Source organism: Opitutus sp. ER46, from assembly GCF_003054705.1.
Lineage (GTDB): Bacteria > Verrucomicrobiota > Verrucomicrobiia > Opitutales > Opitutaceae > ER46.
On sequence record NZ_QAYX01000025.1, the window covers coordinates 598,342 to 620,971 of the forward strand.

Below are 22,630 nucleotides of genomic sequence, written 5' to 3' on the forward strand. Positions count from 1 at the left end.
GAAACTGCTAACGCCTTTCAGGTGCGCGTCGGGGGCGAAACACGGCGGCGGTGGCGAGCGTGACGACGGTGCCGATGAGCGTGAACCAGGGCCAGAATACCTCGCCCCCGAAGGTCGCGAGCCACCAAGGCTTGATCGCGGGAATGTTGGGCGGCCAGTAGAGGACGTTCATGGTGAGGAGCGAGGCCACCATGCCGATCATCGTGGCGCGCGCGCCGACGCCGCGGAAGAACAACGCGAGGATGAGGCCGCCGAGGAGGGCACCGCTGGTGAGCCCGCGGAGGGAGAAGGCGGCGTTGAGCACGAACTGCACCTCGCGGGTGAGCCAGGCGACGCCGACCAGGGCGAGCGCCCAGAAGACCGTCGAGTACTTGCTGAAGCGAAGGAAGAACGCCTCGGAGCGGTCGCGCAGCATCTGCTTCACGAAGTCCATGGTGGAAACCGAGGCGAGGGCAGTGATGGCGGAGCTGATCGACGACATCGCGGCGGAAAGGATGGCGACGATGAGAAAGCCCTTAAGCACGTGTGGCACCTCGGTCATCATGAAGATCGGGAAGATGAAGTCGTCGGACTTGATCCCCGGGCGCGATTCCGGGACCGGCATCAGGAAGGGGTGGCTCTGGTAGAAAACCCAGAGCATGACGCCCACGAGCAGGAAGATGAAGAAGAGCGGAAAGATCAGGACGGCGCTGAGAAAGAGGGCGCGGCGTCCGTCCGTCACGTTGCGACAGACGAGCACGCGCTGGACGATGAGCTGTTCGGCTCCGTGGGTGGAGAGCACGAGGACGGTGCCGCCGAGCACACCCATCCAGATGTTAAACGGAGCGGAGAACGTGAAGTGCGGGTTGAACCAGGCGAGTTTGCCGGAGGCGCTGGCCTGCGCGATGACGGCGTCGAGCCCGCCCTCGATGCGCGTTGGAATGTAGTAGAGCGCGAAGAGGCCGCCGGCGAGGAACAGGGCGAACTGCACGGCGTCGGTCCAGATCACGGCCTTCACACCGCCGATGTAGGTGTAGAGGAGGGAGAGGCCGACAAACAGGACGATGGCGCCGAGGATGGGATCGAGGAGCCCGCCGAAGCTGCAGACCTGCTCGCCGAGCAGGAGGCGGATCGGAATGCAGGCCACGTACACGCGCACGCCGGCGGCCATGGTTTCAAGGAAGAGGAAGAACGCGCCGGCGAGGCGCCGCGGACCGGCCCCGAGATGCTGTTCCAGCAGCTGGTAGGGCGAGTAGATCTCGCCGCTCATGTAGTGGGGGACCATCACGATCGCCAGGATCACGCGGGCGATCACGTAGCCGATGATCATCTGGATGAACCCGATGTTGCCGCCGAACGCGATGGCGGGGACGCCGATGATGGTGAGCGCGCTGGTTTCCGCGGCGACGATGGACACGCCGACGCTCCACCAGGGAATGTTGCGGCTGCCGAGGAAGTAGTCGCGCGTGTTGCGCTGGTCTTTGCCGAACCAGACGCCGAGCGCGACAATGCCGGCCAAGTAGACGACGATCACGAGCCAGTCGCCCGAGTTGAAATGCGGATTCATGGGGAAGAAAGAAGGGGAAAGTGAGGGCCGCGTGGGCGCGGGCTAGTCGCGATAGAGCAGATGGGTTTGGCGGCGGGAGCGAAACGCGTCGAGCCCCCGGACCCATGCGGCCTTGATCTCCGGCAGCGGCCGATCCGCGCGGATGAGGGCGAGGATGGCAGGGTCGCCGACGAAGCGTGCCATGGGCGCCACGTCAAAGTGTTCCGGATACAGTCGCTGCAGGGTGAGCGCCAGGACGACGCCGACATCGACGACGGCGGCCTGGTTGCGGTCGGTGAGGATCACGCGCACGCCGCCGCACTCCTGCCCGCGGTACTTCAGAGTGCTCTCGGGACCGGGATAGAACGCCATGGAGGGCGTGAAACGGACCGGCTCGAAGCGAACGCCGGGCAGGGCCTGGTCGGTGAGTTCCCGGGCGAGAGCCGCCCCATCGATGTAGGGCGCGCCCACCTGTTCGAACGGGGTGGCGGTGCCCCGGCCCATGGAGAGGGCGGTGCGCTCGAGCAGACAGAGGCCGGGGTAAAGCGTGGCGGCGGCGAGAGAGCGCATCGAGGGCGACGGGTTAACCCAGGCGAGACCGGTGTCGTCGAACCAGGTGCTGCGCCGCCAGTGCTCGCAAGGCACGACAATGAGATCGGCGGGACAACCGCGCTCGGCGTTGAAGAGACGGGCGAGTTCGCCGACGGTCATCCCGTGGCGGACAGGGACGGAGTGGAAACCGATGAAGCTCGGCGGGAGCGTAAGCACGGGGCCCTCGACGTCGCGGCCGTTGATGGGATTTACGCGGTCGAGCACAAAGAACTTCTTGTGCGCGCGAGCGGCCGCTTCGAGGGACGCGCCGAGGGTAGAGGCGTAGGTGTAGAAGCGCGCGCCGATGTCCTGGATGTCGAACACGAGCGCGTCGACCGACTCGAGTTGTTCGGCGCGGGGCGCGCGGGCGCGGATGACCGCGAGGTCGTGTTCGGCGTCGGACGTCCCCGGCGCGCGCGCCGGGGAAGGACCATAGAGACTGTAGATGGGGAGCCCGGTCTTCTGGTCGCGCGCATCCTGCACGGTGGCGTCGGCCTCGCCGCGGATGCCGTGTTCGGGGCTGAACAGCGCCACGAGCCGGACGCCGGGCGCCGTGTGCAGAAGGTCGATGGTGGAGCGGCCGGCGCGGTCGCGACCGCTCTGGTTGGTGATGAGCCCGACGCGCAGGCCGCGGAGGGCGGCGAAGTTGTCGCGTTCCAGGACGTCGATGCCGTTGCGCACGGCCGATGCGTCGAGGCCGATGGCCTCGGCGGCGAGGGTGGAGATCGTCTGGCGGAGCGGAATGACGTTGCCCTTGCCGTCGGGGTGGACGCGGTTCGTGAGGACGATGACGAAGGTGCGGGAGACGGGATCGATCCAGACGCTGGTGCCCGTCCAGCCGGTGTGGCCGTATGAGCGTCCGGCGGGGAACCAGCGTCCGCGGACGCTGGCGTACGGCGAATTGACGTCCCAGCCGAGCCCGCGCAGGCCCTGAGCTTCCGGCTGACCGAGCGACAGGGCGGCGACAGTCTCTGGTTTCAGGATACGGACGCCCTCAAGCGCGCCGCCGCCAAGCAGCATGCGGCAGAAACGCGCGAGGTCGGCGGCGGTGGTGAAGAGGCCGGCATGGCCGGCGACGCCATCCATGCGGCGGGCGGTTGGGTCGTGGACGACGCCGCGCAGCATCACGCCGGCGGTGAGTTGGGTGGGGGCGATGCGCGGGCGTTGCGCGGCAGGCGGCAGGAAGCCGGTGTCGCGCAGGCCGAGCGGTTGGCAGACGTGCTCGGCGACGTAGGCCGCGAGCGGTTGTCCGCTGGCCCGGCGGACCAGTTCTCCGAGCACGATAAAATTGATGTCGCTGTAAACGAAGCGGGTGCCAGGCGGGTGCTGCAGACGTTCCTCGGTGGTCAGGGAGAGTGCGGTGTCAGTTCCGGACCAAGCATCGCGCAACGAGAGGTCGGGCCGGAGGCCGGACATATGGGTGAGGAGCTGGCGCACGGTGACGGCGTCCTTGCCGTGGGCGCCGAACTCGGGCCAGTAGCGCGCGACCGGGGCATCGAGTGCGAGCCGGCCCTGTTCGACCAACTGGAGAATGGCCGTGGTGGTGGCGATGGGCTTGGTGAGCGAGGCGGCGTCATAGATGGTGTCGAGCGTGGCGGGCTCGCGGACGGGAGAGACGGCGCGGTCGCCATACGCCTTGGTGTAGTGGTCCTCGCCGTGCTCGATCCAGACGACGGCGCCGGGTATCTCGTGGGCGGCGATCGCGGCGCCGACTGCGGTGTCGATGGCGGAGAGCTTGTCAGGCGCGAACGCGGCGTGGCTGGTGGAGGAGAAGAAAAGTGAAAGTGAGAGTGAAAGTGAGAGTGGACGGAGCGGGCGGTGAGCTGGCAGAAGCGGCGGCAGGAGGCGGCGCGCCACGGAAGCGATTCGGAGCATGAGGCGGCGAAACATGGGCGCGGATCGTGGCAAATCCCGCGCGCGGGGCGAGCGCAACCCGGTGGCGGTGGCGGAGTAGCACTTTTGGGGGGCGCTCGCGCGCAAGGAACGGGCGTGCAGAGCTTGGCCGGGCGCGTCTAGCGTCTGGCCGCATGCCCTTTGTTCATCACTATGCGCCAGGAGCGGCGCCAGCATCGGCTGATTTGTGCCTGGTCGTTCAAGGCGACCGCCTGTTGGCGCGTCCTGAGATGGTGGAGGCCGTGACGCTGCCGAGCTTTGCCGAGTTGGCGGGCTGGACGGAGGTTGCGGGCAAGCCGCTGCATCTCGGGAAGGTGGAAGGCGCAGCCTGCTGGACGATGGCGGTGGCGCGGGCGGAGGCGGAGGCGCCGGCGGGTTGGCAGTGGCACGACACCCGCGCGTTACTGGGGTTGCTGACGCCCGGCCAGACGCAGGCGATGAGTTGTGCGCGGCAGTTGCTCTGGTGGGATCGCCGCCATCAGTTTTGCGGCGCATGCGGCGCGCCGATGGTGGACGTGGCTGAGGAGCGGGCGAGGCGGTGCCCGCGGTGCCAGGCGCTGTATTTTCCTTCCGTCTCACCGGCGATCATCGTGGCGGTGACGCGTGGGTCCGAGTTGCTGCTGGCGCACAATCGGAATTTCCGGCCGGGAATGTTCAGCCTGCTGGCGGGGTTTCTGGATGCCGGCGAGACGCTGGAGCAGGCGACAATCCGTGAGGTGCGGGAGGAAGTCGGGATTGAGATCGATGACCTGCGCTACATCACGAGCCAGCCGTGGCCTTTCCCGAACTCACTGATGATAGGGTTCACGGCCCGCTGGGTGGCCGGGGACATCAAGGTGGACGGAAAGGAGATCACCGAGGCTGGGTGGTACCGCAGGGAGGCGCTGCCGGAGATTCCCCGGACGGGCACGGTGGCCCGGCAGATCATCGACTGCTGGGGGCGGAACGGGGCCTGAGCCGCCGGCGTCAGGGCCCGGGGGCGATGGTCTTCTCGAGCAGCGCGAGCAGGTCCGCGATATCGTAGGGCTTGCCCAAGTACGCGAAGTCGCCGTGTTGCCCGGGGTCGGAGATGGCGAGGTCGACGCTGTAGCCGCTGGTGATGAGAACCTTCAGGTCGGGCCGCTCGCCCCGGAAGCGTTTGGCAAGATCGAGCCCGGTCACGCCATTGGGCATGACCATGTCGGAAAACAGCAGGTCGACCTCGGCGCCGTGCTGCTTCCAAACCTCGAGCGCGGCTTCGCCGTCGACGGCCTGAAGCACGCGGTAGCCCTTGTGCTTGAGGGCGCGGGAAACGATCTGCCGGACCATCTCCTCGTCCTCGACCATGAGGATGCAGGCGCTGCTCGGCTGGGCCGGCGCCGGTGGTCTGGCGGCGGCGGGCGCGGTCGCGGGGGCGGTCGCCGCGGGGAAGAAGACGTCGAACGTGGTGCCCTGGCCGACCTGGCTGCGGACGTCGCTCCAGCCGCGGTGCTGCTGCACGATGCCGTAGACCGTGGCGAGGCCGAGGCCGGTGCCCTGGCCGACATCCTTCGTGGTGAAGAACGGCTCGTAGATGCGCTGGAGCGTCTCGGCGTCCATGCCGCAGCCGGTGTCCTCGATCGTGAGCTTCACGTAGGGGCCGGGCGGCAGATTGCGGCGCGCAGCGAGGTTGCCGGGTTCGAGCTGGTGCGGGGCGACGGCGATGGTGAGGCGGCCGCCGCGCGGCTTCATCGCGTCGCGGGCGTTGACGCACAGATTGGTGATGACCTGTTCAATCATGCCCACATCGCCCTCGATCCACATGGGAGACGGGGCGGGCTGGAAGTTTACGGAGATGCACTCGTCGAGGAGGCGCCGGAGCATCTTCAGGAGATGCTCGATGACGACATTCAGATCGATGACGGCAACGTGCATAACCTGCCGCCGGCTGAAGGTGAGCAGTTGGCGGGTGAGGCTGGCGGCACGCTGTTCCATCGATTCCAGGTCGGCGACGATGGCCTTGATCGCGGGGGTGACGTCGGGGTGCTGCCGGAGCATCGTCAGCTGGATGATCGTGGCGGTGACGATGTTGTTGTAGTCATGCGCGATGCCCCCGGCGAGCTGGCCGACCGCCTGCATTTTGCGGGACTGGGCAAGCTCGGCCTGGGCGCGCTCGAGCTCCGCGGTGCGTTCGCGCACCCTTTCCTCGAGATCGACGATCTTGAGGCGCGACTGCTGGGTCAGCCGCCATTTCTCGGTCAGGGCGGCGGCCATTTGCTGCACCTCGATGGGGTCAAACGGCTTCTTGAGGAGGAGCAACTGGTCGGAATGCACGAGTCGGTCGCCGAGTTCGCTCCAGGAGTAGTCGGAATAGGCGGTGCAGAGGACGACCTGAAGATCGGGCTGCACGGACCAGAGTTTGTTGACCGTCTCGACCCCATCCCAGCCGGGGGGCATGCGGACGTCGACGAAGGCGACGGCAAACGGGCGTCCGCCGGCGAGCGCGCGCGTGACGACGGCGAGGGCTTCCTCGCCCTGGAAGGCGGACTCGAGTTCGAAGCTGGGGAGGCGGGCTAGGGTGGGTTTCGCCGTGCGGAAAATGGAGGAGGCAGCCGCGGCGAGGGGATCGCCGGGCGCGGAGGGTTGCGCCAGGATCTTTCGGAAATCCTCATGAATCGCGCGAGTGTCGTCGACGACGAGGATGCGGTGGTTTCGTCCGATGATCTCCTTGCTCATGTTGGTTGGTCCTGGGGCTCGTAGGGGAGAACGAGGGTAAACCGGGCGCCCTGCCCGGGTCCATCACTGTGTACTTCGATGGCGCCGCCGAGTTCTTTGGCGGCGATGGCGCCGCTGTGCAGGCCGAAGCCATGACCGCCCTGGCGCGTGGTGAAGCCGTGGCTGAAGATTCGGGTGCGGTTCTCCGGCAGGATGCCGACGCCGTTGTCGGTGACGGCGATCCGGATGGTTTGCGGCGTGGTGGCAACGTCGATGGTGACGTGGCGGTCGGGCCGGCCGGACTCGGTGCACGCGTACTTCGCGTTGCGGATGATGTTTACGAGAATCTGCAGGACCTTGTGTTTGTCGACGCTGACGCGGGGCCGGGCGGTGAAGTTACGGTGGAGGTGGATGGCGTGGCGCTGCAGGCCCCCCGCGTTCATCTGGACGGCGTCTTCGACCAGGTCGATGACGCTGACGTTCTCGATGACGCCGGAGACGCGCGCGTAGTTCTGCTGCATCGCGACGATCTCCTTGATGTGGTCGACGTTCTTCCGCAGCGACTCGAGCTCCCGGGTGACGCCGCTGCAAACCTCGGCGAGGTGGGAGGCGAGCATCTGGACAAACTGGGGAATCTCGCGGCCACGCGGATCGCGGGTGAGAAAGTCGGCGAGATCGTGGGCGTGTTCCTGAAAGAGGGCGCTCAGTTCGGTGACGAGTTCGATGCGGGAGTCGCGAATCTTGTCGTCGAGGACCGTGGCGGAGACGTTGACGCTGTTAAGGACGTTGCCGACGTTGTGCAGGACGCTGGTGGCGACCTCGGCCATGCCGGCGCGGCGGGAGGTTTCGAGGAGCTTCCGGTGGAGCTGCTCCCGCTCGGTCTCGGCGCGTTTCTGGTCGGTGACGTCGCGGCCGCAGGCGAAGAAGATGCCCTCGCCGGGCGCGGCGATGGCGGTCCACGCGAACCAGCGGATGACGCCGTCGGCGCAGCTCATGCGGAGTTCACGATTCAGGATGGGCTCGCCATCGGCGAGCTTGCGCAGGTTCTCCCGGGACGCCTCGACGTCCTCCGGGGCGACGAAGTCGAGATAGTTGAGCCCCTCGAGCCGGGCCGGGTCGTAGCCGAAGATGGCGAACGCGGGATTGGTGCGGCGGAGCGTGCCGTCGAACTCGGCGATGCAGAAAAGGTCGAGCGAAAGGGTGAAGAAGCGGTCGCGTTCTTCCTCGGTGCGTTCGCGTTCGCTGATCTGGATGGAGAGTTCCCGGGTGCGTTCCTGGACGCGGCGTTCGAGTTCGGCCTGGGCCTTCCGGAGGTCGGACTCGCGCGCCTCGATGCGGGCCAACATGTGGTTGAAGCCGTCCGTCAGGCGCCCGAGTTCGTCGTTGCCGAGTTTGGTGACGCGGGTCGAGGTCTGCTGACCGGCGGTGACCTTGGCGATGGCGTCGCTGAGGAGCGAGACCGGCCCGGAGATCATGCGCTGCAGGCGCGAGCCCAGGAGAAAGGAGACGAGCATCGCTCCGGCAAGAATGGCCAGGCCCACCACCAGGTAGCGCCGCCAGCGGGTGCTGACCTCGACGAGGTCGGACTGCACATAGAGCGTGCCAATCACCTCGCCGCCGAGCGTGATGGGATGAAAGAGCCGAAGGGAGGCGTCGTCGAACGTGGCGCCGGCGGTCTTGGGAGCCGGCCAGTCGGGCGTCGCGGTCCGCCGCCGCTGATATTCGGCGAAGACGCGACCACCGGGCGTGAAGACACAGGCCGCCATGATATGCGGTTGCGCGGTGAGCGCCTGGAGAATCTCGCGGGCGGCGAGGGCGTCGTCGAAGGAAAGGGCGGACGCGGTGTTGGTCGCGATCATCTGCGCGGTGATCGAGAGATCATGGACCATCGTCTTCCGGAACGTGAACTGTTCGTAGAAGATCAGGATGCCGCAGGCGAGGAGCACGGCGGCCGCGGTCGTGGCCATGTCGATGAGGGCCAGTTTCCGCCGGATGGGGAGGTCGTGCAGTTGGCGCATGATCAGGGCTCCCGGCGGACGGTGCTCGCGAGTTTGAGCAACTGCGAACTCAGTTTCAGTTCAGCGTGGTTTGCGGCGGCGAGGTTGATCATGAACCGCACGCGGTCCTGTTCCGTGATGAAAGTAATCATGCCGTCGAGGGCGGCAAAGCGTTCGGTCTCACCCACGGTGAGCACGCCGGCCGGGAGTTTCTCCTCCAGCCGGATTTCCGATTCGGCGGCGACGAAGAGGATATGGACGAGGCGGGCTTCCGCGGCCGTGGTGACCGGGACAACGGCGATGGCGCGGCCATTTACCTGGCGGTGGGCGACGATCCGTTCGAGTTCCCGGACCATGCGTTCGCTGCCCATCACGCCGATGGTGATGGGAGTATCGGGCGTCGCGAAGCGGGAGGGCGGCCACTCGACGAAGCGGGTGAAATTGTAGAGGAAGGCGGCCTTGATTTGGTGTTCGTGGGCAACCTCGGCGCCGAAACCCGCGGCCGTGCCAAGCCAGAACAGAACGAGCCAGCGGGTCGTGACGAGCGACCGCCGAACGATTCTGAAAATGGGGAATGCGGGAGGCATGGGCCGACGGAGGCGGGTCAGAAGCGAAGGGTGGCCTTCAACCGGAAGTTCCGGCCTTTTTGCGGGATGGTCCTCTGCGCGTGCTCCTCGGCGCCCACGTAGCCGTAGGCGGTATCGAACAGGTTGTAGATGCTGGCGGAGAGTTCGAGACCGCCGGGCAGGTGGAGCAGCCGGAAGGTAAGATTCGTGAGGAGGAAGTCGTCCGTGGCGGTGCCGGTGTAAGTGCGGACGCTGCCCATGTACTGGAGTTCAAGGCCGGCTGTGAGGCGGTCGTGGAGCAGGGGCTGGGCGAGATTGAGTTTGGCGAGGTGGCGGGGGGAGTTGGACATCTCCCGATCGTTGACGTGGTCGCGGCCGCGTTCGAACGCGTAGCTGGTGCGCAGGTGGGTCCCGTGGGCGGAGCGGCCCTCGAACTCGAGTTCCACCCCGGTGGCGGAGTAAAGCCGCATGTTGTCGAAGTAGAAATCGCCGGCAGGGAGAGGGACCTGGGAAATCAGGTCGTGGACGCTGTAGCGATAGACGGAGACACTGGCGCGGGAGTCGCCGGCGAAATACTGATCGAGCGCCAGTTCGTAGGAATGGATCTTCTCCGGGCGCAGCTCAATGGGTGCAGGCGGCGGGTAATAGAAACGTTCATACGGATTGGGGGCGCGATAAGCGGTGCCATAGAGCGCCTTGATCGTGGTGCCTGCGACAGGATCGTAGATCAGCGCAACGCGCGGGTTGAACGTCCCGCCGAAGCTGTCCGTATAATGATCGTAGCGCAGGCCGGCGTTGAGCAGGACGTCGCGGTGCAGGGCGATCTCGCCCTGGGCGTAGGCGCCGAAGATGCGGCTGTCGCGCTCATCGGCGACGTTGTAGATGCGCGGTTCGACGAGGTCGTAGGAATACTGGTTCTGATGCAGGTTCTGGCGCACCTCGGCGCCGGCGAGGAACGTGTGCTTGCCGGCGAGGGTGGCGGTCGCCTGGCCCTCCAGGCTCAGCCATTCGCCGAGCGTGTCGTCGTGATTGACATAGGTGGGCGACGCGGCGCCCGGTTCGGATGGAAACGGATAGTCGCCCCGGTAGGCATACGAGTCGTACGCGGCGCGGCCTTGCAGATGGAGTTGAGGGGTGACCTCGCGGTCGTAGCGAACGTCGACATAACCGCGGGCGTCGTAAGTTGTCTCGCGAGGATCATTGAAGAGGGTGTCGAACGAGGCCGTGGGTACCTGCTTGTCGCGGGCGGCGTAATAGGCGGTGACGGTGAGGTCGCGGTACTTGATGCTGCCGAAGAGCTTTTTCGCGTCTTCGCTGTCGGCGTTCTGGGCGACACCGTCGTTGCGGGCGCGAGGATTGTCGCTGATCCGCTGGTCGAACTCCGGGTAGTAGATGGCACCGCGACCGTCGCTCTGGTACCGGGTCGCGGAGATGAGCAGTTCCAGCTCGTTCTTGAACAGCTTGCCGTAGCTCACGCGGGCCTTGGTGGCACCGAAGCTGCCGAACTCGGTGGAGATCTCACCCCCGTCGAGTTGCCGGCCGCGGCGGGTGACGATGTTGAGCACGCCGTTGAACGCACTGCTGCCGTAGACCGAGGAACTCGGTCCGCGGATGATCTCGACGCGGTCGATGAGCCCGACGTCCAGGGTGCCCTGGCTGAGTTCGGTCGAGTCAAAGATGTTTTCGTTCATGCGGTGCCCGTCGATGAGGACGAGCTTGCGGCTGTCGTAATCGCCGGGCCGCAGGAAGCCGCGGATGCCGAGGTAAATGTAATTGCTGTCGTTCGAGACGTAGAGCCCGCGCACGCTGGCGAGGACTTCGCCGAGGGTACGGTGGCCGAAGTTGGCGATCTCATCGGCGGTCACGATGGTGACGGACGAGGGGGCGCGGGTGACCTTTTGCTCGAACTTCGAGGCCCCGGACACGGAGGCGATCTTCACGGACATGAGCTGCTCGAGCGAAAGCTCGGCGAGCTCATCGGAACTGGCGGTGGCGAAGGCGGAGGCGCCGCCCAAGGCGAGGGCGGCTGCGGCCAAGGCGAGGCGAGGCAAGCCGGCGTGCCGGGCGGGGACGGCGGGGCAGCGCGACGGTGCGTTTCGTTCGGAAGAGCGAGCGAGGATTGTCATCGGACAAGGCAGGCACGCGGTCCGACGAGGTCGGACGGCAGGCGCACCGCGGCTTTCAGGCTGAGGCGACGGCCCGGTCATGTCGAGGGGGCGGACAACCGTAGTAATACCCGCCGACGTCGCCGAGGCAGGGCGGGGCGGGGGCATAGCGCCGCCCCGGCGAGCTGGCTCAAGGTGAGCCGGGGGGCTGACGCCGCGGTGGTAGTGGAGAAAGGAGCTTGGCGGCGAGCCGAGCTGGAGGACATGGATTCGCCGAGATATCGGCACGCGCTGCCGCAGGATGGCAGGAAAACGGGGGTGATCTGCTCGGACAGTTGGAGAAGACGATGGGGTGCGCGGAGGGAGACTGCCGGGGCGGCAGCGGCAAACCCGGCCTTGCCACCCCGGCGGGGCCGGTGCGGGATGGCGCGGTGAGCTGCGATTGTCGTATGGAGGCAGAGAACGAGGACCAGCGGCGGGTGTTGGTCCGGTTGCTGGCCATCAATGCCGTGATGTTCGTCGTCGAGATGGTGGTGGGGGTATGCGCAGACTCATCGGGCGTCATTGCCGACTCGCTGGACATGCTGGCAGACGCGATGGTCTATGGACTGGGGCTGTACGCGGTGGGGCGCAGCGCGGCATTGAAGCGCCGGGCGGCGCGGTGGAGTGGTCTCTTTCAGGTCGGGCTCGCGGTCTGTATTCTGCTCGATGCCATCCGGCGGGGGTGGTGGGGCAGCGAGCCGACGTCGGTGCTGATGATGGCTGTCTCGCTGGTCGCGCTGGCGGCGAACGCGTACTGCCTGTTCCTCCTTCAGAAACACCGCGACGGAGAGGTGCACATGCGCGCGAGCTGGATATTCTCGCGCAGCGATGTGATCGCGAACGTCGGAGTGATGGTGGCGGGCGCGCTCGTGGCGGGACTCGGGTCGCGTTGGCCCGACCTGGTGGTCGGGGCGGCGATTGCTGGTGTCGTGGTCTACGGCGGGTTGGCCATTTTGGCGGATACCCGACGCGACGCGGAGGCAGGCGAAAAGCGAGGATGCGAAGGTGGAGGTTGCAGTGGACGGGAGTGCGAGAGGCACGAAGCCGAGAGGCGAGATTGAGGCGGGGAGGGTGGCGAAGGCGCGGGGCGACGGCGTGGAGGCGGAACGATTGCTGGTTGGTGAGCAGGAGCCAGTTCCGCCGCGAAAATCGTCGAGTTAGGGTTAAAAGCGGCGGAGCAGGGATTTGGCATTTGATTTCAGTGGGGAAACCTCGTGAACGTACGCGCGCAAACCCTCCGGTCCGTCCGTCAAGTTCCCGAACGTTCATGACTGAGCTGCTCATCATCAAACCCTCGTCGCTCGGCGACATCGTCCAAGGTCTTCAGGTCGCCACCTCGCTGAAGGCGCAAGTCAGCGGGCTGCGAATCTCCTGGGTGGTTCGGGAAATCTTTGAACCGATCGTGCGGGCCTGCGCGGCGATCGACCAGGTGTACGTCTTCGAGCGCAACGCCGGGGCAAAGGGGTTTATCCGCCTGACGAAGGAGCTGCGGAAGACGAAGTTTGACTACGTCTTCGACATGCAAGGCCTGCTGCGGACCGGCCTGATGACCTCGCGGACGATCGCGGAGCATAAAGTGGGGCGGTCGGATGCCCGGGAATGGTCGGGCGTGTTCTATAACGAGAAGGTGCCGCTGCCGCCGGACGGCAAGCGCAGCCATGCGCTCGATATCCTGCTCCAGTTTTGCCCCGTACTGGGCGCGAAGCCGCAGTTGGAGGGCACGCTGAAGTTCCGCGAGATCGACAGCCTGGACCTGAAGTTCGCGCAGGGGCGCGGAGGCGGAAAGCCGATCCTGATGTTTGTCGATAGCCGCCGGGCCGAGAAGTGCTGGGGCGGTTTCAAGCAGCTCACCGAGTTGATCCTGCGCGACGACAAGCAGCGGAAGGTGATCTGGGCCGGCAGCAACTACGTCCACGACCGCGGCGCGTATCCGGCATCGCAGTTTCTGAATCTGACGGGCAACACCAGCCTCGTTTCGCTGCCAGCGTTGATCAAGCGGGCCGAGTGGGTGATCGCGAACGACAGCGGTCCGATGCACCTCGCGGCGGCGCTCGGTGTGCGGGTGCTGGCGATCTTTGGGCCGACGGACCCGCGGCTGTACGGCCCGTATCCGCTGCGTTCGCCGACGAACGTCGTCGTGCAGGCGCCGGTGGGTGACCTGCGAATGCTTTCGGCGAAGGACGTGTACCAGCGGTTTCAGCGCGCCCGCAAACGATTCGCGACGAACTGAGCGGCGCGTCTGTGGGGAGCGCCTGCGCGATGGCGGACGATGCGTGGGCGGTTACCGGCGACGGTGGCGGCGCGCCAAGGAAGGCCGCCACTTGCTACTTGGCACTGATGGAGCGGGGTGCACACTCGCGCGTTTATGCTCGATCCGAAGCTCCTTCGTGAAACTCCTGACGTCGTCCGGGCGGCGATTGCCAAGAAGCACCTGGATGTGGATGTCGACGCCGTGCTGGCGATCGACACGGCGTGGCGCACGCAGCTCCAGGAAGTGGAATCGCTGCGCGCCAGCCAGAAGGCGGCGAATACCGCCATGGCCAAGCTGCCGAAGGGCACGCCGGAGTTTCTCGAGAAGGTGAAGGAAATGAAGGCGGTCTCGGCGCAGGTGAAGGAGCGCGAGGTCCAGCTGAAAGAACTCGAGGAGAAGTTCCGGCAGGCGATGCTGTCGCTGCCGAACCTGCCCCACGCGAGCGTGCCCGAGGGCAAGACGCCGGAGCAGAACGTGGTTTATGCGACGCACGGAGACCAGAATGCTCCACGGCCGCATGCGAAGGCGCATTGGGAAATCCCGGGCTTCGACAAGCTGTTCGATTTTGGGCGCGGCGCGAAGGTGACCGGCGCCGGTTTTCCGTTCTACGTGGGCGATGGCGCCCGCATCGTGCGGGCGCTGCTGCACTTCTTCCTGGATGAGAATGCTAAGGCCGGCTACGTGGAGGTGAACCCGCCGATCTTCGTGAACGCGGCGAGCGCGACGGCGACGGGGCAGCTCCCAGACAAGGAAGGGCAGATGTACGAGACCACGCCCGACCACCTTTACGCGGTGCCCACGGCGGAAGTGCCGCTGACGAATTTCTTCCGCGACGAGATCCTCGAGGAAGAGGCGCTGCCGGTGTACCGGTGCGCGTACACGCCGTGTTTCCGCCGCGAGGCGGGAAGCTACGGCAAGGACGTCCGCGGGCTGAACCGGCTGCACCAGTTCGACAAGGTCGAACTGCTAAAGTGGGTGCACCCGGCGACGAGCTACGAGGAACTCGACAAACTGCGGACCGACGCGGAGCGGATCCTGCAGAAGCTCGACCTCCCGTACCGCGTGCTCCTGATGTGCGGCGGCGACCTGGGCTTTGCCCAGGCGAAGAAATACGACCTGGAGGTTTGGTCGGCCGGCCAAAAACGCTGGCTCGAGGTTTCCAGTTGCTCGAACTTTGAGACCTTCCAGGCCCGTCGGGCGCAGATCCGCTATCGGGCGAAGGAGACCGGCAAGCCGGAGCTCGTGCACACCCTGAACGGCTCAGGTCTCGCGGTGCCGCGGGTGCTCGCCGCCCTGCTGGAGAATAATCTCCAGGAGGATGGTCGGGTGAAGATTCCGGCGGCGCTCGTGCCGTACTTCGGCAAGGAGTATCTGACGTTTGCCTGACCTCAGGTGCCGTCGCCGCTGGTGATCCCGGCGGCGCGGCGAAGGGTCTCTCGGCGTCCCCACGCCCATGCCACCGCCGCGCCGCCGGACCAACTCGTGGAAAACGATTGCGGCGACGGTCGCGGCGGCAGTCCCGCGCGGCCGGCTGGAGACGTCTGTACTTCGCTGGACGGAGACGCCGGCGGCGCGGGGAAACTGGACGGTGGGCGTGTCGGGGGGCGGTGATTCGGTCCTGCTTCTGCTCCTGCTTTGGGCGCACTGGCCGGAGCGACGAAGCCGCCTGCGGGCGCTGCATTTTGATCACCGGCTGCGGGGCCCGTCATCGCGGGCGGACCGGGGCTTCTGCCGCCGGTTGTGCGCGGCGTTGGGCGTGCCGTTGACCGTCGAGGCGTGGGAGCGGCCGAACGGGTCGCGCGTTCGAAGCCCGAGCGAGGCGGAGGCTAGATCGGCGCGGCTCGCGTTCTTTGCGCGACACTCGCGCGTGCTGTGGCTCGGACACCACCAGGATGACGTCGCGGAGTCGCTGCTGATGCGGCTTGCGCGCGGGAGCGGGGCGGGGGGCTTGTCGGCGCCGCGGCCGGTGCAGCCGATGCCGGCTGGGCGGGTTCACCTGCGGCCGCTGCTCGGTCTGCGGAAGAAGGAGGTGTTGGCCGTGTTGGAGGCGGCGGGGGCGGGATGGCGGGAGGATGAAAGCAATGCGGGCGGAGCCTATTTTCGGAATCGCATCCGGCGGGACGTGCTGCCGCGTTGGGAGAAAGCGGCGCGGCGGGATGCGGTGGCGGGCGCGGCGCGCTCGCGTGAATTGCTGGCGGAAGACGACGCGGCGCTTGAACGCTGGGTTGACGAGTTGGCGGTGTTTGGGCGCAACGGGGACCTGCTGCTGCGGCGTCTCGCCGGCAGGCCGCGGGCAGTGGTCCGTCGCGCGCTTCATCGTTGGCTGGGGCGAGTTTTGCCGGGGGCCGATCTCTCCAGGCAGGCGTTCGATGCCCTGCTGGCGGCGGTCGAGCGGGGCGATCCGACGAGGCAGAGCCTTGGGCGGGAGAGCTTTGGGGTGATCCGCGCCGGTCGATTGATGCTTATGACTGGAAAGCCCTCGGCCAATTTCCAGAGGCGCGTCAATTGACTTATCCCCCCGGAACCATCACGGTAGCCGCTCAGTCAAAAAAACGACCCGCAATGCCTGACCCTGATAACAAGAAGTCTCGTCGCAGCCTGAAGAACCTGCCGCCGGATCGCTTTCAACCCAAGATGCTGATCTTCTGGCTGGTCTTGGTGGCGGCCGTCCTGGCGTTGCTCTACTACACGCCGATGTCGACGAGCGCACCGGAAACGTTGACGGTGCAGGAAGTTGTCGCACGAGCGGAAGCCGGGAATATCAATCGCGACGCGAAGAAGCCGGCGATCATTCGTCCGGATCCGAGCAGTGGACGAGACTGGATGGTCATCACCGGTGAGAGCCGAAAGGACGCCACCAGCCCGTGGCAGCCGTTCCGCGTGGCCGACCGCGTGACTGACACCACTTACGAGCGGCTGACGAAGACGAACGCCTTCCAGCCGCAGCCCACCCAGACGCTGCTCACCTCGATCGCGGCGCAGGTCATCCCGTTCATCATCATCATCGGCCTGCTCTATTTCCTCTTTGTCCGCCAGCTGCGGCAGGCGGGCCGCGGGGCGCTGAGCTTCGGCAAGAGCCGGGCGAAGCTGCTGACGCGAGATCGGGACAAAATCACCTTTGCCGACGTTGCCGGTTGCGATGAGGCGAAGGAAGAAGTCTCCGAAGTCGTCGAGTTTCTCAAGGACCCGAAGAAGTTCACGAAGATGGGCGGTCGGATTCCGAAGGGCATCCTGATGGTTGGCCCTCCGGGTACCGGCAAGACGTTGCTCGCGAAGGCCGTGGCAGGCGAGGCCGACGTGCCGTTCTTCAGCATCTCGGGCTCGGACTTCGTGGAAATGTTTGTCGGCGTCGGCGCGAGCCGCGTCCGCGACATGTTCGAGCAGGGCCGCAAGAGCGCGCCGTGCATCATCTTCATTGATGAAATCGACGCCGTGGGCCGCCAGCGCGGCGCCGGCTTGGGCGGCGGCAACGACGAACGCGAGCAGACGCTGAACTCGCTGCTCGTGGAGATGGACGGCTTCGATACCACCGAAGGCGTCATCATCATCGCGGCGACGAATCGCCCTGACGTGCTCGACAGCGCGCTGCTGCGGCCGGGCCGATTCGACCGCCAGATCTACGTCGATCTCCCTGACTTGGTGGGCCGCGAGCAAATCCTGCGCGTGCACGCCAAGAAGGTGAGCCTCGCGGAGAACGTTGACCTTTCCGTGATCGCCCGCGGCACGCCTGGCCTCTCGGGCGCGGAACTTGCGAACCTCCTGAACGAAGCCGCTCTCCTCGCTGCGCGTCGCAGTAAGAAGAAGGTGGAAATGCAGGACGTGGACGATGCCCGCGAGAAGGTGCAGTTCGGTCGTGAGCGTCGCCGCCTGATGGACGATGAGGAGAAGAAGCTCACCGCGTACCACGAGGCGGGGCATGCGCTGGTTCAGGCCGTGCTCGATGACGGCCACATGCCGGTGCACAAGGTGACAATCATCCCGCGTGGTCGCAGCCTCGGCAGCACCATGTTTATTCCGAAGAAGGACACGCTGACGCACTCCTATCGCCGCATGCTGAATCAGATCGCGATGGGGCTCGGTGGCCGGATTGCGGAAGAACTGGTGCTTGGCGACATCTCGAGCGGAGCGTCGGGCGACATCAAACAGATCACCAAGCTCGCTCGCCTGATGGTTTGTGACTGGGGCATGAGCCCGCTTGGCCCGGTGGCGTATGGGGACCATCATGACACCGTCTTCCTCGGGCGCGAAATTACCCGCAACGAACTCATTTCCGAAGAGACGGCGCGTCACATCGACGAGCAGATTCATCGGATCATCGATGAGCAGTACCAGCGGGCGAAGCAGGTGATCAGCGAACGCCGTTCGGCCCTCGAAAAGATCGCCGAGGCGCTGCTGGAGTTCGAGACCATCGACGGCAAGCATGTGCTGGAGATCCTCCAGTTCGGCGAGATTCGGTCCCCGATCGTCCCGCCGGTTCCGCCGAAGACCGACTCGAAGCCGTCCCGGAAGACGCCGGAAAAGTCATCCGCTCCGGAATCGATCGGACCGGCCACGGCGCCGAATCCGGCCTGAGCGCCCGTACAATCCCCGTTTTCGAGACGCGACCTACCAGGTCGCGTCTCTTTTTTGGTGCGTAATGGCACGGCCCTGGGCGCCCGCGCCTCATGGAAAGTTTCCCGATAGGCTTGTCGGTCAAAGTGATGGTGGAGGATTGCCCGGCTCGAAGATCGCAAAATCTGTCTTGGAATGACCCATCCGGCCCGTAAATCTGCGGCCCTTTAACCCACATGAAGATTTGCTGCATCGGCGCCGGATACGTTGGCGGGCCCACCATGGCCATGATCGCGCTCAAGGCGCCATCGATCGAGGTCCGCGTCGTGGACATGAATGCCGCCCGCATCGCGGCTTGGAACTCGGACACGCTCCCCATCTATGAGCCGGGGCTCGACGAAGTGGTGAAGGAGCGGCGCGGCAAGAATCTGCATTTTTCGACCGACGTGGCGGGCTCCATCAAGGTGGCCGACATCATCTTCGTGGCGGTGAACACGCCGACGAAGACGTACGGCATCGGCGCGGGACGCGCCGCGGACCTGCGCTTCATCGAGTCGGTGGCCCGGACGATCGCGGAGCACGCGAATGGCCCGAAGATCATCGTCGAGAAGTCGACGATCCCGGTGAAGACGGCGGAGACGATCAAGGAGATCCTCCGCGCGAATTCGAGCGGCCACACATTTGAGGTGCTCTCGAACCCGGAGTTCCTGGCGGAAGGAACGGCGATCAAGGATCTCCTGGCGCCGGATCGCGTCCTGATCGGCGGCGAGCACACCCCGGGTGGCGAGGCGGCGTTGCAGGCGTTGGTGGACGTCTATGCGCACTGGGTGCCGCGGGAGCGCATCATCACGACGAATCTCTGGTCATCTGAACTGTCGAAGCTGGTGGCCAACGCGTTCCTGGCGCAGCGGATTTCCTCGATCAACTCCATCTCCGCGCTGTGCGAGGCGACGGGGGCGGACGTCGATGAGGTGGCCAATGCGATCGGCAAGGACAGCCGGATTGGCCCGAAATTCCTGAAGGCCTCGGTGGGGTTCGGCGGCTCGTGTTTTCAGAAGGACATCCTGAATCTCGTGTACCTCTGTGAACACTTCCGGCTGCCCGAAGTGGCGGCGTACTGGGAGTGGGTGGTGAAGATGAACGACTGGCAGAAACACCGGTTCGCGGAGCGCATCGTGGCATCTCTGTTCAACACCGTCGCGGACAAGAGAATCGCCGTGTATGGGTTCGCCTTCAAAAAGGATACCAACGACACGCGTGAATCTCCGGCGATCGCGGTTTGCCGGGACCTTCTGGCCGAACAGGCGCGAGTCACGGTTTACGACCCGAAAGTGCCGGAACGTGAGATCCGCGCCGAAATCCTGGGCAAGGATGGCACGGCGGCCGGGCATGGCGCCGAAACGCGTTTGACGGTGGCCGCATCGCCCTACGACGCGGCGGTGGATGCGCACGCGATCGCGGTGCTGACCGAATGGGACGAGTTCAAGACGCTGGACTACGCAAAGATCTTCGCGCGCATGTGCCAGCCGGCCTCAGTGTTCGATGGCCGCAACATCCTTGATTGTGCCAAGCTGCAGACGCTCGGTTTCCGCACCCACGCCGTCGGCAAATAGCCGGGCGGAGGCGGCGGAACGAAGTCAGCTCGCGCGGGCGCCGGCCAAGAATCCGATCGGCTGGTAGACGCCGCCGAGCACAGTTTGCGCGGGGCATCCCAGCCAGCGATCCAGCACGGTTGCGTACACTTGGCGGAAGTCGGTGCTGAAAGTGAGATCCTGGTTGGGCGCGAGCTTGAGTGACGGCGCCGTGCCCTGGAGGCCGCCCTGCACGCGCGGTCCGAGCACGAACAGCGGCGCCGCGGTGCCGTGGTCGGTGCCACGGCTCTCGTTCTCGCTCGGGCGACGACCGAACTCAGAGAACGTCATCGTGAGAACCTGCTGATCCAGGGCGTGTGCCTTGAGATCGCGTTGGAAGGCGGCGAGTGCGTCGGACAACTGCGTGAGCAAGTTGGCCTGCTGGGTGAGTTGGTTGGAGTGGGTGTCGAACCCGCTGAGCGACACGAAATAAACGCGAGTCGGCAATCCGCCCGCGATGAGGGCGGCGACATTTCGCAGCGAGGCGGCGAATGGCGTGCCCGGATACGGATGAGCGGGACGGTACCGACCGATGACGCGCTGCACTTTCGTCTCGGTGACGAGAGTGTCCATGAACGTCTGCTGCAGGAACGTGGTGTTCTCGGAGGCGCCGGAAGCGTCGGTGCCGGCGAGTTGTTCGAGGAGGCGACGCGTTTCCTCGTTGTCCTTCCGGTTGCCGGCGCCGGGCAGCAGGCCGAAGGTCGGATGGGGATGTTCGCTGGTGAAAGACTGCGGCACGCCATTGGTGGTGATGTGCACGGCGAGCGGATCGTGGGCGTCGGCCGGAGTGCCAGCGCAGGCGTTGTCGAGGAAGCGTCCGACCCAGCCGGACGAGAGCACCTCGTTGGGGTCGCAGGCAGTCTCCCAGATCTCGGTCGAGCGGAAGTGGCTTCGGTTGGGATTCGGATAGCCGACGTTCTGGATGACGCTCAACTGACCCTCGCCAAAGAGCGCGTGCAGGGCGGTCATGGATGGATGCAGCCCGTGGGTATCGTTGAGGCGGAGGACATTCGCCTTCGGAATCCCGAGCGTTGGGCGCAGCCGGTAGTAGTCGGCGTCTTCGAATGGAATGAGTGTATTCAGACCATCGTTGCCGCCGGCGAGCTGGACCAGGACGAGGATCGAACGGTCCTTCTCCGGCGCGGGCGTCTGCGCGAGCGTGGACTGCACGAGAAACCGCGGCGCGAACTGGCTGAAAGCGAGGAGCCCCAGCCCTTTGGCGGAGAGCCCGAGAAACTCGCGCCGGGTGGTCGGGAGGAAGGGCGTGGACGGGTTTGTGGGCATGGCGGGAAAGGGCTTCAGCAGAGCTGATAGCTGGGCGACTGGAGGAGGATGGCGGCGGCGCGGCGCACGGCAGGGGGGCGGTTCGGGGCTGAGGCGCCCGCTGAGATGTACCCGGCGAGGACTTCGCGCAAGGCGGACGCGGCGGGGGCGGCGAGAAACCGCTCGGTGAGTTCGGCGGCGGAGTCAGCCGGTGGAAGTTTCGACAGCGAGGCAAACGCGTCGTCGGTGACGGAGAAGCGGGACGCGCCGGCGGCCCGGGCGGCCTTGAGGTCCATGAGTTCGTCGGCGTTGAGGACCGACTCCTTGATGCCCGCGAACACCGATTCAACGAACTGGCGGCGGGCGGCGATCGTGGCGGAGTTTATCCACGTCTTGCCGCCGACCCAGCCACGAACGTTGGGCGGATAGAACAGGAGCTGGCCCATCTGACGCAGGGGATTTATCGTCATGCGAGGGATGGGCGGTACGTCGAGACCGAGATCCTGGAGGAGCCCGAGATAGAATTGGATCGGGCTCTTGATGTAGTTGGCGCGGAACTCCGCGGCATAGAAAAACTGACTGCCGAAAAAGCGATGGGTGAGCCACCGGAGATTGAAGTCATGTCGCCGCCACTCGTCGCCCAGGGCCGTGAGGTGCTCGGAGGGGATGGGGTCGTTGCTCAGGTAGAACCGCATCATCTCGGCGGGAAGGAACGCGGAAGCGGCGGGCTGGCGGTAGGCGAGGTCGATGACGTCGTCACCCGTGTGCGGCCCCACGTGGCCGAAGACCGTCTTGCGGCCGGGATCGTGCTGGGCGGGGACGAAGTGAAACTCGCGCTCGCGGTCGATGCGATATCCGGTGAAGGCCCGGGCGGCCTCCTTGATGTCCTGCTCGCTGTAGTGGCCCTCGCCGAGGACAAAGAGTTCGAAGAGCTCGCGGGCGAAGTTCTCGTTGGGGGCCTTGCGCCGGCTCTGGTTGAGATCGAGATAGAGCTCCATCGCGGGCGAACGCGACACGGCCTTTGTCAGAGCGGGGGCGGCGCCGAAACCGTCGTGCGTCAGAATGTCGAAGTGCTCGTGCAACAGGGCCGGATTGTTCACCTTGTCGGCGGACACGACGTACACGTCGCTCAGGAAGAGAACCCATTTGGCCGCGGCAGATTGCGCCGGGGTGGCGGCGTACGTGAGCCACTGGATGGTGAGATCGCGCACCGCATTGCGCTGCCGGTCGCGGAGCTCGCGCTGGAGACGTTGGCGCTCCTCGCCTTGCTTTTCGCGGGCGGCGCGGCGCAGCTCCGGCTCGGCGGCGGCGAGCTCGGTGACTGAGGCCGGGGCGCTCAGGCGCGGCGCGGAATCGGGGAAGAGGCGGTCCAGAGTCGCGGCGAGCCCTTCGCTAACGGCGCGGGCAACCTCGTCCGGTGTGGCGGTCCAGCCCGCGCGTCGCAGCAGGTGACGGGCGGTTCCCGGCTGCCAATGAGTGGGGGGAAGCGGCAGCCAGGCTTTCTCGGGTGGGAACGAAAAGGCCATGCGTGGCCGGAGACGG

Annotated in this window: 15 protein-coding genes; 7 read left to right on the forward strand and 8 right to left on the reverse strand. The window is 66.0% G+C overall.

All coding sequences use genetic code 11. The features are described 5' to 3' along the window. Window positions 1-7: 7 nt before the first annotated feature. Window positions 8-1,546 carry a hypothetical protein gene (locus tag DB354_RS20730; RefSeq protein ID WP_107837543.1) on the reverse strand — a complete coding sequence of 513 codons (1,539 nt, stop codon included), beginning with the start codon at window positions 1,544-1,546 and terminating at the stop codon, window positions 8-10. Between the two features lie 42 nt (window positions 1,547-1,588). After that, entirely contained in the window at window positions 1,589-3,991 is a 2,403-nt protein-coding gene (locus DB354_RS20735; protein WP_107837782.1) for a serine hydrolase, read from the reverse strand. Between the two features lie 152 nt (window positions 3,992-4,143). Here DB354_RS20735 and nudC point away from each other — a divergent pair, with 152 nt between their 5' ends. Next, window positions 4,144-4,965, forward strand: a complete 822-nt coding sequence (nudC, locus tag DB354_RS20740) for an NAD(+) diphosphatase (RefSeq protein WP_107837544.1) — start codon at window positions 4,144-4,146, stop codon at window positions 4,963-4,965. A 10-nt stretch (window positions 4,966-4,975) separates the two neighbouring features. Here nudC and DB354_RS20745 read toward each other — a convergent pair whose 3' ends face one another. Genes DB354_RS20745 through DB354_RS20760 form a run of 4 tightly spaced genes read right to left on the reverse strand, consistent with a single transcriptional unit; the run spans window position 4,976 to window position 11,281 of the window. Further along, window positions 4,976-6,703: a response regulator gene (locus DB354_RS20745; RefSeq protein WP_107837545.1), complete on the reverse strand. Its 1,728-nt coding sequence runs from the start codon at window positions 6,701-6,703 to the stop codon at window positions 4,976-4,978. Next, a complete protein-coding gene (locus DB354_RS20750) occupies window positions 6,700-8,700 on the reverse strand; it encodes a CHASE sensor domain-containing protein (protein WP_107837546.1) in 2,001 nt (666 codons plus the stop codon). Before DB354_RS20750 ends, DB354_RS20745 begins: the two co-directional genes overlap by 4 nt. A gap of 2 nt (window positions 8,701-8,702) precedes the next feature. After that, window positions 8,703-9,266: a YfiR family protein gene (locus DB354_RS20755; protein ID WP_107837547.1), complete on the reverse strand. Its 564-nt coding sequence runs from the start codon at window positions 9,264-9,266 to the stop codon at window positions 8,703-8,705. A gap of 17 nt (window positions 9,267-9,283) precedes the next feature. Continuing rightward, window positions 9,284-11,281, reverse strand: coding sequence for a TonB-dependent receptor (locus DB354_RS20760; protein WP_146180354.1), 1,998 nt, complete (start codon window positions 11,279-11,281; stop codon window positions 9,284-9,286). Window positions 11,282-11,799: 518 nt separating this feature from the next. Between DB354_RS20760 and DB354_RS20765 the strand changes: the two genes are divergently transcribed. From DB354_RS20765 to DB354_RS20790, 6 genes are all read left to right on the forward strand, one after another. Then, the gene (locus tag DB354_RS20765) at window positions 11,800-12,453 is read left to right on the forward strand and encodes a cation transporter (RefSeq protein WP_233256717.1); all 654 of its coding nucleotides are present in this window, start codon (window positions 11,800-11,802) and stop codon (window positions 12,451-12,453) included. Between the two features lie 206 nt (window positions 12,454-12,659). Beyond that, entirely contained in the window at window positions 12,660-13,622 is a 963-nt protein-coding gene (locus DB354_RS20770; RefSeq protein ID WP_158277642.1) for a glycosyltransferase family 9 protein, read from the forward strand. 135 nt (window positions 13,623-13,757) lie between these two features. Continuing rightward, a complete protein-coding gene (gene serS, locus DB354_RS20775; RefSeq protein ID WP_107837550.1) occupies window positions 13,758-15,029 on the forward strand; it encodes a serine--tRNA ligase in 1,272 nt (423 codons plus the stop codon). A gap of 67 nt (window positions 15,030-15,096) precedes the next feature. After that, window positions 15,097-16,152 carry a tRNA lysidine(34) synthetase TilS gene (gene tilS, locus DB354_RS20780; protein ID WP_107837551.1) on the forward strand — a complete coding sequence of 352 codons (1,056 nt, stop codon included), beginning with the start codon at window positions 15,097-15,099 and terminating at the stop codon, window positions 16,150-16,152. Between the two features lie 53 nt (window positions 16,153-16,205). Next, the gene (ftsH, locus tag DB354_RS20785; protein ID WP_107837552.1) at window positions 16,206-18,215 is read left to right on the forward strand and encodes an ATP-dependent zinc metalloprotease FtsH; all 2,010 of its coding nucleotides are present in this window, start codon (window positions 16,206-16,208) and stop codon (window positions 18,213-18,215) included. A gap of 215 nt (window positions 18,216-18,430) precedes the next feature. Beyond that, window positions 18,431-19,807 (forward strand): UDP-glucose 6-dehydrogenase, encoded by a 1,377-nt coding sequence (locus DB354_RS20790; RefSeq protein WP_107837553.1) that lies wholly within the window; start codon window positions 18,431-18,433, stop codon window positions 19,805-19,807. Between the two features lie 24 nt (window positions 19,808-19,831). Here the strand turns inward: DB354_RS20790 and DB354_RS20795 are convergent, their stop codons facing one another. Continuing rightward, a complete protein-coding gene (locus tag DB354_RS20795; RefSeq protein WP_107837554.1) occupies window positions 19,832-21,109 on the reverse strand; it encodes a DUF1501 domain-containing protein in 1,278 nt (425 codons plus the stop codon). Window positions 21,110-21,123: 14 nt separating this feature from the next. Then, window positions 21,124-22,614: a DUF1800 domain-containing protein gene (locus tag DB354_RS20800; RefSeq protein ID WP_107837555.1), complete on the reverse strand. Its 1,491-nt coding sequence runs from the start codon at window positions 22,612-22,614 to the stop codon at window positions 21,124-21,126. Between the last annotated feature and the right edge of the window lie 16 nt (window positions 22,615-22,630).